This window comes from Neobacillus pocheonensis, assembly GCF_050477905.1.
GTDB classification, from domain to species: Bacteria; Bacillota; Bacilli; order Bacillales; family Cytobacillaceae; genus Neobacillus; species Neobacillus pocheonensis_A.
In genome coordinates this window covers 25,551-39,026 of the sequence record NZ_JBCNAD010000029.1, presented here as the reverse complement: position 1 = coordinate 39,026, position 13,476 = coordinate 25,551, and the positions used below count along the sequence as shown (strand labels likewise).

The window sequence follows — 13,476 nt, the reverse complement described above, 5'->3', positions numbered from 1 at the left end:
AAGAGGAGGGTAAAAATGATTGATTTGTTAATTAAAAATGGTACAGTTGTAAATTCAAGTTATTCCGAGAAAGTTGATGTTGCTGTTAAGGATGGCAAAGTCGTAGCACTAGGAAATGCTGATTACTTTCCTGAAGCAAAAAAGGAAATTGATGCAAATGGTAAGTACGTAATTCCGGGGATGATTGATTCTCATGTACATGTCAATTTAAAACTTGGTGAATTTACCACTACAGATTCTTTTTACAATGCATCTTTAGCAGCTGTTCATGGCGGAACAACTTCATTTATTGATTTCGCCATTCCTTATGAGAATGAAAGTCCTTTAGATGCAGTCGAAAGACGACTCTCAGAAGCAAAAGGAAATACATTGATTGACTATTCTTTTCATGGTTGCGTAACTAAGGGTAATCAAAAATCGTATGAAGATGTAAGGGATTTAATCGTTGGCGGAATTCCATCCATCAAAATGTTTACCGTTTATAAAGATCTTGTCATGATTGGCAGAGGAGAAATATACGAAGTTTTAAAAATTATTAACCAGTATGGAGGCATCGCAAAATTTCATGCTGAAAACGCTGAAATGATTGATTATCAAATTACAAAATTTCTCCAAGAAGGAAAAACAATTCCAAGATATCATGCATTGAGCAGGCCGGCCATATCTGAAGTAGAAGCAATTGCAAGTTTAATCACTTTAATAGAACACACGGATGCGCCTTCCATTTTCGTACATATGAGTACAAAGGAAGCAAAACAGATTCTAGATCATGCCAAAAAAAGGATTCCTTTGTTTACCGAGGTTTGTTCCCATTATCTTGCCTTATCAGAGGAAATTTATGAAGGGGAAAATGGCCAAAACTATATCTGTAGTCCACCTATCCGATCAAAAGAAGATAGAGATGGTCTTTGGAACATGATTCAAGAGGGCACTGTAGATGTAGTGAATAGTGATCATTGCTGTTATACCTTAGGACAAAAGGAAAAGTACAAACATGACTTCACTAAGGCGCCAAATGGACTTCCTGGGATAGAAACAAGAGGAACTATACTATTTTCAGAGGGGGTGGCTACAGGAAAACTTTCCATCAATCAATTTGTGGAATTGACATCTACAAAAGTAGCAAAACTAATGGGGATGTACCCCAATAAAGGCATCATAGCAGTTGGCAGTGATGCTGACATCGTAGTTTTTGACCCACATGCTAAGTACCAACTCACCATCCAAGATCTTCACATGCAAACCGACTATACTCCATTTGAAGGATTCAACATGACTGGAAAACCAATCCATACGATCGTTCGAGGTAATCACTTGATTGACAACGGTAATCTATTAGATAAAAAAGTAAGAGGTGAATTTATTAAGAGAACGAAACCTATTTTAGATTAGTAGGTAGCATTTTGTTTTTAGAAAAGGGGAGGGGTTTCGATGTCCAATTCAATAAAAGAGCAGTTTGAAAAGCTTGGTAGTATCATAGATGGTATTAAGTTTAACTCTACACATCGTTGGCTGATATTTTTGATTGCATTAGGAGCCGTTTTTGATGCAGTTGAGCAATATAATGTTGGTTACGCAGCTCCTATGTTGACAAAATTATGGGGACTCTCCGGGTCACAAGTAGGCTTGATGACGACATTTACCTTCGGAGGCATGGCTCTAGGGTCGTTAATAGCTGGGATCTTAGGTGATACGTTAGGACGCAGAATTACTTATATGTATAATCTCGGGTTATTTACATTTGGAGCACTGATTGGTGCATTTGCTCCGAATATTGAGATCTTGCTTTTAGGCCGGTTTATTGTCGGGCTAGGGTTAGGCGGGGAACTCAACACTGGTTTAACCATTGTTAGTGAATTTGTACCCACCAAGCAACGGGGATCTTCCGTAGCGATTGTAAACGTTGCTGCTGGCGGTCTTGGAATATTTTTATCTGCTGCAATTGCTTATGTTATATTAGGACCATTGTCAGGACTACTTGGTGGGGATATGGTTACATGGAGATGGTTGTTAGGTATTCTTGCTGCTCCTGCGTTACTTCTGTGGGTATATAGGAAATACATTCCGGAATCTCCACGTTTTCTTTTATCACGTGGTCGCATTGATGAATTGAATCAAGTATTATCCATGTTTGATCAAAATACATTGAAGCGTAAAAAAATCCAGCCAAAAGAATTTATGAAACATGCTTCAGGGTCACTGGAAAAGGAAAAAGTCCGCCTTGGTGAAATCTTTTCTCCGATTCTAGCAAAAAGAACAATTGGGTTATGGATCATTTCTGCTTTAACCTTTGGATCTCAGGTAGCAATTACAGTATTTATGCCAACAGTATTGGTTTCAGAAGGATTTACAGTTGTAAATAGTTTGTTCTATTCAATGGTTATTAATACAGGGGGACTCATCGGGGCATTTCTTTCCTCTTATTTTGCCGCAAAACTAGGTCGTAAACAAGTTTTAGGGTGGGGGGCACTTGTGGCAGTTATCATCGCCTTTTTATTTGGCCAATCTCATTCTACGTTTACGATTCTATTATTCGGTTCACTCTTGCAATTAATGTTCATGCTCTTGAATACAACAACTTGGTTATATGCTCCGGAAATTTATCCAACTCGAATCCGTGCATTTGGTACAGGAGCATCTGTTGTTATCGCATTATTAAGCGCAAGTATCATGCCTTATTTAGCTGGAAGTATATTTGATTTTGCAAAGGCCCCAGGCTTACTCATTATGGTCGCTATTATGTACGCTATTATGGCGTTAACTGTTTGGAAAATGGCGATCGAAACAAAAGGCAAAAGCCTTGAACAAGTGTCTGAGATTTCATCAATTTCAGTATCAGAAGATAGGAATGTATCTATCTAGTTATATATTTGGATAGTCCCCAATTCTTTGGGGGCTTTTTTCAATTTTCAATAATAGAACGATTTCGTTTAGATATGTTTAATGATCATTATTTCCATGGACGCCTGATGGGCGGTGAGGAAAACTAAGCCCACACTTTGCTTCAAAAGGAAAATTTGAAGAATAGTTTATTAAAACGGAATGAAATAATAATGAAAATATCATTGAATTCGAAAAATTTGAAAAAGAATAAATTATTTTTTATAAACAGCATCAGTAGGTCATCCAAATTTGGATGTTTTTTTGTGTGTAATCCTTCTAACAAATTTAATGCAGTAAATCTATTTATATAAATAGATTTCACGAACATGTCCTTTTGGATCATTTATATCTATATAAAGGGTGTAAGTGAAAGAATGGTTAGCCATATTTTGAAAATGCAAAATAGTCAATCAACCTGGCAGAATGAAAATAAATGAATAAATGGAGATGGTGGTAATGAAGGAATTACAAGGTTCGATATCTTTTGGTTGATACACCAGAATCGAAAAAGGAAGGAATGTGTGTTCAACCTTTTGCCAAGGAGGCTTTTCAAAGAAATAACCAGTTGGTAAAGAGCGGCAGATTAACGTTGGGGTTTGAAACTTATAACACAAGGGATTCCTACGGGAGATTACTTGCTTATGTATATGTAGATGGACAATCGGTTCAAGAGACATTGCTGAAGGAAGGATTTGCAAGGGTTGCTTATATCATGAATCTAGAGTATAAATATTTAACAATATACAGGGAGGCTGAAAGATTGGCGAAAAGAAACAGATTAAATATCTGGAGCCATTCGGATTATGTAACAAAATGGGGGTTTAATGGGTGCGTTCATAAATAATAAAAAATAAAGATATTGAATAGATGAGGTGTATTAAGTTTACTGGCATAAAAAGACAGAGAGATCCTGCTTAGATTAATAGATAAAATAAAGTCTTTTCGGGAGAATCAGTTCGACCCCGACCACCGGTATCAAATATTTCTGACCACAGTCATTTGTAATGAAGTTCTTTGTTAATTAAAATAAAAATCTGCAGACCCTCTAAAGATAGGATCTGCAGATACTTTCGGTAACTATAAAGAATAACTCTAAAAATTATATTGCATTATGATCACATTTTGGTAACATACCACAATTCATAAACAAAAATTAAAAATAACTAAATAATCTTTAGTTGTTCGAGAATCCCTATAAATCAAGGACTCTCATCAATTTATGATTTCAATAATTACTTATGAAAAACACCTTCCCTCTAACTTCAAAACTGCTTGAGACCTGCGTGCCAGGTCTGGTGGGTTCGATTCCCACGTAGTCCCGCCAGCCTTAATATATAAGGGCTATTGATAGAGGTTTATGAGAAGTTAAAGTGAGGTTAAAGTTGTTGGCCAACAACTGAAAATATTATCTTTGGTCACATGGATTTTTTCATCATTTACATAGGTTATTTATTGAGCTGCTCGAATTGATGGGCAGCTTCTTTTTGAATTGGTAACACATGAGTGTAATTGTCGATTGTGATCCCTATGGTCGAATTCCTGGCCTTTCGGAAACAACCGTAGGTGTTTCAAAGACTCTCAGTCATTTTGGCTGCGGGTCTTTTTTTATGCTTAAAATGAGTAATTGGTCGTACAACAGTACAAATAAGCTTTTGGTAAAAACCATTAGATCATTAAGGGGATTGGTCACCGTTTATGTGGTAAAAGCGAAATTCATCGAAAACTAATCATTCGCTTTTTAAAAAGAGGAAAGGAAGGATTATACATAATTTGCATAATCTATTGTGCCTTAGGTAATTATACCAATGTTCTTCTAAAAATTAGAATGTCTTAAGGAGGATTTAAGACTCTATGTGGAATAATTCATCATCAAAATTCAATTTATTATTTCATAATGTCAGGAGGGTACTTCCGTGATGCGATTTTTAAAGTTATTAGGTTTAGTTTTGCTAGCGAGTATGGTTATAGTTGGCTGTCAGTCTATTAATGGTAAGAAAACTGCAAATAAGAAAGAGGGAACCAAGGAATCTAACCAGGCAAATCAGGAAGATGAGATAGGCTTCCCAAATTGGGGGTATGACCTTCAACATACCCGACATGTTCCCTATAAAGAGATTACAAAAGATAATGTGAAAAAAATGGGGATTGCATGGCAGCAGGATATTTTAGATTGGAATAAGGATGTTCCAAATTTACAAGAAGACTTCCCTGTCGTTCATGACGGGGTCATGTATGTGACTAGTTCGAAAAATCATGTGTTTGCAATTGATGCCGCAAGTGGAAAGAAACTTTGGGCATGGACACCTCCCAAGGACGTACTTGATCATCTTGAAAGTTTGCCATGGCAGTCCAATGTGGCAAGCAGGGGTGTAGCTGTGGCCAATGGAAATGTATTTGTCTTGATGATAGATAATCGGCTGGCCAAACTTGATGCGAAGAGCGGAAAACTGTTAAAAATGGTCAACTTTTGGGACTATGAACCGTCTATCAAGTTAGAGAACAGATATTATGAATCATCTGCCCCAATGTATTATGATGGCAATGTTTACGTTGGAAGCAGCGGCGGAGATAATGGAACACGAGGTTTTGTTTGGGCGTTTAAAGCAGATACCCTTGAACCGCTATGGAAAGAGCCGTTTTGGACTGTTCCTGAAAGAGGAACGGGCTGGGCGCAAGGTAAATATACGGGCGGAGGCTCCGTATGGACACCGATGTCATTTGATCCAGATACTGATATGATGTATTTTGCAGTAGGGAATCCAGCTCCGGACTTTTACGATGCAGATAGAAAAGGAAAAAATCCATATACCGACTCGATCACTGCTTTAGATAGTAAAACAGGGGAGTTCAAGTGGTCATCTGGTCAAGTTGATCATGATATATGGGATTATGACGCTGCCGCAACACCGATGATTCTCAATGCAAAGGTCGGTGGGAAAAAGCAAAAGGTTGTGGTTGAAGGCGGTAAGAATGGAAAGTGGTATGCGTGGGACGCAAAAACAGGGAAAACCATTTATGATGGGGTGCCTTTTGTAAAAATTCAACATTCGGACGTACCAAGCGATGAGAGTAAAGCTGTCCTTCAATGGCCAGGAACGCCAGGTGGGGAGAGCTATGCTCCACAGACTTATGACCCCGAAACCAACTATGTGCTTATTCCAGGTATTAATAGCCCTAATTTAATGGTAGCAGCAAAAGATGCAGCAGAGATTGCAAAAGATAATAATACCTTCCCAGGTACAAAGATCCTTCCTTTGCCAAAAGATGTTGATGTTTCTGGTACCATTACAGCAATTAATATGAATACAGGGAAAAAAGTATATCAAAAGAAAACGGATGATCCGATGTATGGCGGATTCACAAGTACAGCTGCCGGCCTTGCTTTCTACGGGGAATTGGATGGAAAGGTAAATGCTCTTGATATTAAAAAAGGTAAAGTATTATGGAGTATGCAAAGTGGCGGAAAACAAATTAAAATGGCACCTTCCATTTATACTGTTGACGGCAAAGAATATGTTGCTGTCATTACTGGTGGTACGAAGGTGGTTGTTTATGGCCTCGGAGGTAAGTTAAAACCTGAAGCTATAAATAAAAATGCTAAATTACAAGGAGAGGCTGACGTTGTAGTCGATCCGGAAAAGATTTACAAAAGAAGTTGTATTTCCTGTCACGGAGACAATCTCCAAGGCGCGACAGCTCCAAATCTGCAGCACATAGGCAAATCGATGTCTAAAGAGGAGATATTGAATCAAATTCTTAATGGCGGCGACCGCATGCCAGCAGGCTTGGCTAAAGGTAAAGAGGCGGAAGCACTAGCGGATTGGCTATCCAAAATGAAATGATTTTTACTCTAGAAGCAATCCGAGTCTGATTCCTTTATCGGACTCAGATTGTTTCCTAAAAGGATTAGTATAAATTGGCGAAACATTAGATATTCACGAAAAATAAGGATGGTGGTAAAATGAGGAAATTACCGATTTGTACCGTGCGATTCATTGGTGCCGCCTTATGTATTTCCTTACTCTTTGGCTTTGCCTATCCAACTTTAACCAATGCTCAATCAAGTAAGGGATTAGGTTCATCCGAGGATAACGGAATCAGGTTAACAATCAATGACTATTCGATAATAAACCACGGCCAAGACATTCAGCTGCATTATACGATAACCTCAAATTCGAATATACAAGTTAGTTCGGATACTAAAAGTTTGATTGAAAACCCGTATATATGGATTGGGAATACGTTAGTTCGTGAGGAATCAGAATCGTTTAAGAAAATAAGTAATAATGAGTATAAAGGAACGATAATAGCACAGATGCACCATTACAGATCAGATAATTCTGAGATGTCATTTCACACACATGGAATAATGAATCAAAATGGTCAATGGACAGTTAATTTTATGTTAAAGAGTAGTCAGTACTGAGGGAGATGTTGAAAAACTAAAAGTATTCCCGTATTATTTTTGAACCGTACGGGATAAATCTTTTGAAGTATTAAATATCCGCTTTCAATTGAAGGATTTGTAAATAAATGATGTTAATAACCTGAGTATTGATAAACTCAGGTTATTTTTAATGCAGTGACAGATGCAGAAGCTTGTCTCTCTTTGTCCTTCTTTCTAAAACAGTCTAATACCTAAAAGTAGTTTTACATTATATGGAGGGTGTTGTTATATTAGTAAGTAGATAATCATAACGGAAACAACCTGATCTCAATCATCATCCGGACTCAGGTTGTTTCTTTTTTTTGTTCTTGTCCCTTTTTGCAATATATTGCAAAATCCAATGCCACATAAGGACAACTTCATGTCAAAATTCTGGTTATTTTGAGATATTTATCTACATAGATTATTTTGAAAGGGAAAATCAGACACTCCCCCGCAGAGGAGAATCTTCTTTGTGAGTGTCATGAAAGGGGGTATCTAAACATGTGGGTAAAGCCTGAGTATAAAGTGATTAATACTTCTCCTGAGGTGACAATGTATGCCTATATTGGCTAGCAGCACAGCCCTCTTGCCTCTTGCGCATGCTTTTAATAGTTGTTTAATATATCAACGGAGGTAGGGCATATGAAAAAAAGTCGTTACCTAAAATCAATGATTGGCATGATTATCGGGTGTGCAACAGCCGGAGGATGGCTGGTTGTCGATCTGTTGCTCCCAGAACCAGTGGGTGACTATCTCTTGTATCCCCTCATGGCTGTAGTAAATATGGCGATTGGGTGGCAAGTTGCAAAGGCATTAGGTAAACCTAGGGATATTGACAAGGAAGGTGTTCGAGTCTCCAGTGAAAGGACTGAAGCCAAATTCGAATTAGAGTCTTAGGAACAGCGGCCGGTGGCGGCTTTCCGCAGTGGAACTGTGCATGTCCAAATTGCCATAGTGTCCGCGAAGGAAACGATTCGCACCAGCCGTTATTACAATCATCGCTTGCAGTAAGTGCGAATGAAAAGGATTGGTATCTCATCAATGCGGGACCGGATGTTCACAAACAGATTGAATCGTTTACTGCTCTGCATCCGGGTCCTGGTATAAGAGAGACTCCTCTGGCTGGTGTTATTTTAACCGATGCAGAGTTCGACCATACGATTGGGTTATTGTCATTGCGGGAGGGTTCCTTTTTAACTATCTATGGAACCGAAACTGTACGAAAGAGTTTGCAGAAGTTTTTTCCAGTGTTACCCTTACTGAAAAACTATTGTTCGTGGGAATGGGAGTCTCTTCACCCTGATAATCGCAAGCGGATAGGTCCTCCGGGTGTGGGAAAAGAAGGAACCATCTATATCGAGACGGTCCCCGTTTCTAAAAAACCGCCGCTTTATACCCGGTCAAACAAGGAGGAGAATAACCCCGAAGATTTTTGGGAGGTGGGGCTAGTTCTTCATAATGAAAGTACCGGCAGATGCCTTGCTTACTTTCCTACTTTAGAAAGGATCACCCCAGCTATAGAAGCTTGCTTTCAGAAGGCGGATATCTTGATGGTCGACGGAACCTTTTGGTCAGAAACTGAATTGGTAGAGATGGGTGCAACCAAGCGCGATGCAAAAAGTATGGGACATTTACCAATTAGCGGTCCATCGGGCATTGCTGAAAAGCTAGCCATATTCTCAGCCAAGAGGAAAATCCTGATTCACATTAACAACAGCAACCCGATTCTAAAGAAGGACTCAATGGAAAGGCATACATTGGAACAGCTTGGTTTTGAGATTGCCTATGACGGTATGGAAGTGGAGGTGTGAACATTTTGGATCAAGGTGATTTCACAAGCCTAGAAAAGGTGTTAAATGAAACAAAGGATGAACTATGGACGAGGGATGAATTCACAGAGCAATTAAAAGCTGTAGGGAGTTCCTTCTATCATGACAAACATCCATTTCATGTAGCGATGCATAAAGGAGAATTAAGCAGAGAACAAATCCGCGGTTGGGTGGCTAACCGGTACTATTATCAAATATCTGTTCCGATTAAAGATGCAGCAATTCTTTCTAGGCTGCCGTCAAGGGATATGCGCCGTGAATGGATTGGGCGAATCATTGACCATGACGGAACGCAAGGGGAAGAAGGTGGAATTGAAGCATGGCTTCGGCTTGGTGAAGCTGTGGGGTTATCCCGGGAAGAAGTAGTACAGGAAGTCAGAGTCGTTCCCGGTGTTCGATTTGCCGTTGATGCTTATGTAAACTTCGCGAGGACAAAACCATGGATAGAAGCCGTCGCTTCCTCCCTAACCGAATTGTTTTCTCCTGATTTAATGTCAAAGAGAATGAAGATAATTGAGCGGCTTTATCCGTGGATTGACCGTGCAGGTCTGGAATATTTTCAAAATCGCCTTTCACAGGCTCCGCGTGATGCTGATACAGCCCTTAGACTTGTGTTAACCTATTGCCAAACTCCGAAAGATCAAAGGCGGGCTGTTGCTGCACTACGTTTCAAGTGTGATGTGTTGTGGGCACAACTTGATGCCATCGAAAACGCATATCCCCTGTAAACGTGAACGATGGTTTTATCAGTCACCTAAAGATAAAAGAAAGGTGGTGGAGTCAATTTTAGCTGACAGTATTCCAAGACTCGCAGCAATGGCGCGATTAAAATTTGATAAGGTGAGGGAGAAGAATCTTCTTTTGTTACCGGAAAAGGTCGTGGTCTTGAACGAAACGGCTGCAACTATTCTTACTTTATGTGACGGGAGACAAACCGTGAACACCATCACTGAAAAAATAAGGGCTTCACTAAAGGCAGACACCAAAACTGCAGATACAAGCGCTCTGCCTGATTTGAAAACGATGAAGGCAGATATTTCTGAGTTTCTCCGGGAAATGGAGGATCAGGGTTGGGTGGTGATCCATAAACATGGTTCAGTCGATAACAAAGAATAATAAGGGAGCTCCCCCCCCATATTCCTTGGTCGCGGAGTTAACTCATCGCTGTCCTTTGCATTGTCCATATTGTTCGAACCCTTTAGAAATGATTTCAAAGGCAATGGAAATATCGACCGGGGAGTGGTGCCGTGTTTTGTCTGAGGCTGCTGATCTTGGAGTTGTAGAAGTTCATTTTTCCGGTGGAGAGCCACTTTTGCGAAGCGATGTGGAAGTTCTTATCCGCCATGCAAATACATTAGAGATGTATACCAATCTCATAACTAGCGGTATTGGATTAACAACAGAAAAGGCAGCCCGGCTCTGTGATGCCGGCCTGGAAAATGTGCAGGTGAGCTTTCAGGCAGGTAAAGCGCAGCTTTCGGACATCATCGGCGGTTATAAGGCTTTTGACAAGAAACGGGAGGCTTGCAAAGCGGTAAAAAACGCTGGATTATATTTATCATTAAATGTCGTGCTGCACCGAATGAATATTGATTATTTAGATGAGATTATCAAGCTCGCCGAGGAGGTGGGTGCTGAACGACTGGAACTTGCGAATACCCAGTATTATAACTGGGCTTTGCTCAATCGGCAGCAGCTGTTGCCAAGCCTTGTTCAGATTGAACGTGCCCGTGAAATCTATGAGGCCGCAAAAGCGCGCATTGGGAAAAAAATCGAAATCATTTGGGTTATTCCTGATTATTATGCTCAAGCTCCTAAGCCTTGTATGGGAGGATGGGGGACGATTGGCCTAACGGTAGCACCAAATGGGGCAGTCCTTCCTTGCCCAACAGCCGGGATGATTGAGGGTTTCTCCTTTGAAAATGTTCTTGATTCGTCACTAAGGCATATTTGGTATGAATCAGAGTCTTTTAACCATTTCCGCAGTGAAGAATGGATGCCAGAACCCTGCCTTTCATGTGACCTAAGACACCAAGACGGCGGTGGATGTCGTTGTCAGGCTTTTGCTTTAACTGGGGACGCTTATGCGACGGACCCCGTCTGCCAATGGGCACCAAAACATTATCTGATTGAAAAAGCTGTACAGGACGCTAATTGCAACCCCATTATACAGTCATCACCCATCATCTATCGGGGATATCTGCCAGACAGAACCACATCAAAAAAAACATAAAACTCTAATAAAAATATATGATTGCAAATTTGGTGCTAAAGGGGCTGCATACATAACCTTTGGCACCTTTTTTATATGACCCATTTGAAAAGAACCGTGGTCGCGAGACTGATCCAAACGAGGAGAATCATAATCGCTGCTACCCAATTTTTCTTCAGCATTTTAGGCGTTCGGGAGGCCATCTCCCTGCATTCTTGCAAAACTTGGTTCGGTATCAGAGTGAACACTCCTAATATCCCCAAGGGAAGCAGAATAACTTCATCCAAATAACCTAATACTGGAATGAAATCTGGAATAAGGTCTATGGGGCTTAACGCATAGGCAACAATCACTAATGAAAATGCTTTAGCATACCATGGTGTTTTCGGATGACGGTATGCAAGATACACGATATAGATACTTTGTTTAAGATTTTGTATGATTTCCTTCCATTTGCTTGGATGCTTAACCATGTCGTATCCTTCCCTCTCTACTAAACTATCCTCGTTTTTCATCGGTCAGTCCAGATTCTTTCACATTATTTTGCTTCGAACATCACCATTTTAAACAACTTATGCTGTATCCGCTATTTGTGTTTTTGTTTTCAAAAGACATTATGCACACATTGACATTGTGATGTTTCCTTTAGGTAAACCGTAATGGCTGTGTATAAATGACAGGATGATTTGGAACTCTTTTAAGTAGAGTAACAATAACTCACGGTTTACCGATATCACCCCATATTTATTAAAAATGATGTAAGAAAAATAGAAAAGAAGTGATAAAGTTGAAGTTTGTGTTTGGTAAGAACGATGATGAAGGAGCCGGACAAATTCATCCGGCGGCCAAAAAACTTATGCTGGTCAATTCCATTCGAAGTATTGGACAAGGCATGCTAGTTGTTGATTTGTCTCTATACCTCGTTGCACTGGGTTGGAGCACAGCGGCGATTGGAAGTGTGCTTGCTGCCGGAGGTTTGCTTGGTGTAGGACTAGCCCCAGTCATAGGTATTTATAGCGATCGACTGGGGAGAAAACCCTTTATCCTTTTTTCTGAACTATTAACAGCCGGATGTGCCTTGATTGGGATATTATCTACAAATACTATTTTGTTATTTATTGCAATCACACTTTCAGGTTTTGGGAAAGCGGACGCCGGTTCTCCCAGTCCGTGTGCCCCGGCGGAGCAGGCTTGGCTGGCGGCCTTTATCCCAAAAATAGAGCGTGGAAAGGTATATAGTCTGAATAATGCTCTTAGCTTTTTCGGAATGGCGGTGGGTGCAGTGCTGGCGGGAATCATGGCCTTATGGAATCATAACTTTCCAGGAGACTCTTCCTATCGCCCTATATTCTTCTTTATTTTCGTTTTATCCTTTGTGACCGCGTCAATCATTTTAACCATTCAGGAAGGAAAAATTGATAAACAACTAGGATATATAAAAGAGGAGTCAGGGAATCAGGAAAAGAGAATCCTGCGCGAAGAAAATTCTGCGGTCTTAAAGCTGGCAGCCATTAACATCCTTAACGGGATTGCCATTGGGCTTACGGGACCGATGATGTCTTATTGGTTTTCGGCTAAATTCGAGGTAAGCAGTATACAGATTGGAGGCACATTGGCTGTCACTTTTTTTGCGACAGGTGTTACCTCGGTCTTACAAGCAAGATTATCCCACAAACACGGGACAATAAGGTCCATTGTGCTGGTTCGTTTCATTGCAAGCCTGCTTTTGATTTTGATGCCCTTACTATCGTCCTATGCACTTGTTTCTGTCTTGTATATCATACGAACGGCTTTAAACAGAGGTACACAAGGGGCACAGCAAGCGTTGAGTGTGAGTTTGACTCGTGACATGCGCCGTGGTTTCGCATCAAGCATCAATATCTTTTCAATAAGGCTGCCCATATCGATTGGACCGTATTTCACCGGCTATCTTTTTGGATTGGGTTCACTGGCCCTGCCTTTTTACATAGCATCCGGTTTACAATTCAGTTTTGCTTATTTATATGGAAAAGTCTTCAGCTCCTACGAAATTCGAATGAAATCCCATGCTTCCTCGGGGTGATGTTAGGGTTTTGGATGTGAATTTTAAGCTATACATTTTCAACAAAAACGAGGCAGGTTTA

At 40.2% G+C, this 13,476-nt stretch carries 11 protein-coding genes and 1 pseudogene; 11 read left to right on the top strand and 1 reads right to left on the bottom strand.

Going from position 1 to position 13,476, the window contains the following annotated elements:
- Positions 1-15: 15 nt before the first annotated feature.
- From hydA to pqqE, 10 genes and pseudogenes are all read left to right on the top strand, one after another.
- Positions 16-1,392 (top strand): dihydropyrimidinase, encoded by a 1,377-nt coding sequence (gene hydA, locus ABES02_RS16270; RefSeq protein WP_430136916.1) that lies wholly within the window; start codon positions 16-18, stop codon positions 1,390-1,392.
- Between the two features lie 39 nt (positions 1,393-1,431).
- On the top strand, positions 1,432-2,862 hold the full coding sequence (locus tag ABES02_RS16265; protein WP_430136913.1) for an MFS transporter: 1,431 nt from the start codon (positions 1,432-1,434) through the stop codon (positions 2,860-2,862).
- A gap of 493 nt (positions 2,863-3,355) precedes the next feature.
- Positions 3,356-3,727, top strand: a pseudogene (locus ABES02_RS16260) (thermonuclease family protein); the annotation flags it as partial.
- Between the two features lie 1,072 nt (positions 3,728-4,799).
- The gene (locus ABES02_RS16255; protein WP_430137102.1) at positions 4,800-6,725 is read left to right on the top strand and encodes a PQQ-binding-like beta-propeller repeat protein; all 1,926 of its coding nucleotides are present in this window, start codon (positions 4,800-4,802) and stop codon (positions 6,723-6,725) included.
- A gap of 119 nt (positions 6,726-6,844) precedes the next feature.
- Positions 6,845-7,309, top strand: a complete 465-nt coding sequence (locus tag ABES02_RS16250; RefSeq protein ID WP_430136911.1) for a hypothetical protein — start codon at positions 6,845-6,847, stop codon at positions 7,307-7,309.
- A gap of 645 nt (positions 7,310-7,954) precedes the next feature.
- Positions 7,955-8,209, top strand: a complete 255-nt coding sequence (locus ABES02_RS16245) for a hypothetical protein (protein WP_430136908.1) — start codon at positions 7,955-7,957, stop codon at positions 8,207-8,209.
- Positions 8,191-9,123: a pyrroloquinoline quinone biosynthesis protein PqqB gene (gene pqqB / locus ABES02_RS16240; RefSeq protein ID WP_430137099.1), complete on the top strand. Its 933-nt coding sequence runs from the start codon at positions 8,191-8,193 to the stop codon at positions 9,121-9,123. The genes ABES02_RS16245 and pqqB overlap by 19 nt, the downstream gene beginning before the upstream one ends.
- 5 nt (positions 9,124-9,128) lie before the next feature.
- A complete protein-coding gene (gene pqqC / locus ABES02_RS16235; protein WP_430136905.1) occupies positions 9,129-9,869 on the top strand; it encodes a pyrroloquinoline-quinone synthase PqqC in 741 nt (246 codons plus the stop codon).
- On the top strand, positions 9,841-10,257 hold the full coding sequence (pqqD, locus tag ABES02_RS16230; RefSeq protein WP_430136902.1) for a pyrroloquinoline quinone biosynthesis peptide chaperone PqqD: 417 nt from the start codon (positions 9,841-9,843) through the stop codon (positions 10,255-10,257). Before pqqC ends, pqqD begins: the two co-directional genes overlap by 29 nt.
- The gene (pqqE, locus tag ABES02_RS16225) at positions 10,232-11,374 is read left to right on the top strand and encodes a pyrroloquinoline quinone biosynthesis protein PqqE (protein ID WP_430136901.1); all 1,143 of its coding nucleotides are present in this window, start codon (positions 10,232-10,234) and stop codon (positions 11,372-11,374) included. The genes pqqD and pqqE overlap by 26 nt, the downstream gene beginning before the upstream one ends.
- A 71-nt stretch (positions 11,375-11,445) precedes the next feature.
- On the opposite strand, the gene ABES02_RS16220 is transcribed toward pqqE, so the two are convergent.
- Positions 11,446-11,826, bottom strand: a complete 381-nt coding sequence (locus ABES02_RS16220; protein ID WP_430136898.1) for a YkvA family protein — start codon at positions 11,824-11,826, stop codon at positions 11,446-11,448.
- 323 nt (positions 11,827-12,149) lie between these two features.
- Between ABES02_RS16220 and ABES02_RS16215 the strand changes: the two genes are divergently transcribed.
- A complete protein-coding gene (locus ABES02_RS16215; protein WP_430137097.1) occupies positions 12,150-13,415 on the top strand; it encodes an MFS transporter in 1,266 nt (421 codons plus the stop codon).
- Positions 13,416-13,476 lie beyond the last annotated feature (61 nt).

Excerpts from the sequence above, each read along its gene's own strand:
- hydA (WP_430136916.1), top strand. The coding sequence starts at position 16 with ATGATTGATTTGTTAATTAAAAATGGTACAGTTGTAAATTCAAGTTAT.
- ABES02_RS16265 (WP_430136913.1), top strand. The coding sequence starts at position 1,432 with ATGTCCAATTCAATAAAAGAGCAGTTTGAAAAGCTTGGTAGTATCATA.
- ABES02_RS16255 (WP_430137102.1), top strand. The coding sequence starts at position 4,800 with ATGCGATTTTTAAAGTTATTAGGTTTAGTTTTGCTAGCGAGTATGGTT.
- ABES02_RS16250 (WP_430136911.1), top strand. The coding sequence starts at position 6,845 with ATGAGGAAATTACCGATTTGTACCGTGCGATTCATTGGTGCCGCCTTA.
- ABES02_RS16245 (WP_430136908.1), top strand. The coding sequence starts at position 7,955 with ATGAAAAAAAGTCGTTACCTAAAATCAATGATTGGCATGATTATCGGG.
- pqqD (WP_430136902.1), top strand. The coding sequence starts at position 9,841 with ATGCCATCGAAAACGCATATCCCCTGTAAACGTGAACGATGGTTTTAT.
- pqqE (WP_430136901.1), top strand. The coding sequence starts at position 10,232 with ATGGTTCAGTCGATAACAAAGAATAATAAGGGAGCTCCCCCCCCATAT.
- ABES02_RS16220 (WP_430136898.1), bottom strand. The coding sequence starts at position 11,826 with ATGGTTAAGCATCCAAGCAAATGGAAGGAAATCATACAAAATCTTAAA.